Source organism: Carboxydocella sp. JDF658 (assembly GCF_002049395.1).
Lineage (GTDB): Bacteria > Bacillota.
Window position 1 is genome coordinate 1 of sequence record NZ_BDLR01000077.1, and the last position, 208, is coordinate 208.

Here is a 208-nt window from a genome sequence, read left to right on the forward strand (position 1 = left end):
CTAACGTTACACAGGGCTACCCCATCAGGGTTTGTGTCTATAGCCAGACAACCTTTAGCAAAGTCCGGTTCCTGCACCCTGACCACTTCAAATGTCAAATGTACCAAATAGCGTCCTTCCAGGGTGCGGATCAGTTCTACCGCATAGGGTAACTTCATGGCCAGCCATATCTGCACCAGTTCCCGGTGTTTTTCCGGCAGCCACAACT

Annotated in this window: 1 pseudogene; it reads right to left on the minus strand. The window is 51.0% G+C overall.

From position 1 onward, the window contains the following. Positions 1–208, minus strand: a pseudogene (locus JDF658_RS10710) (IS200/IS605 family accessory protein TnpB-related protein); the annotation flags it as partial.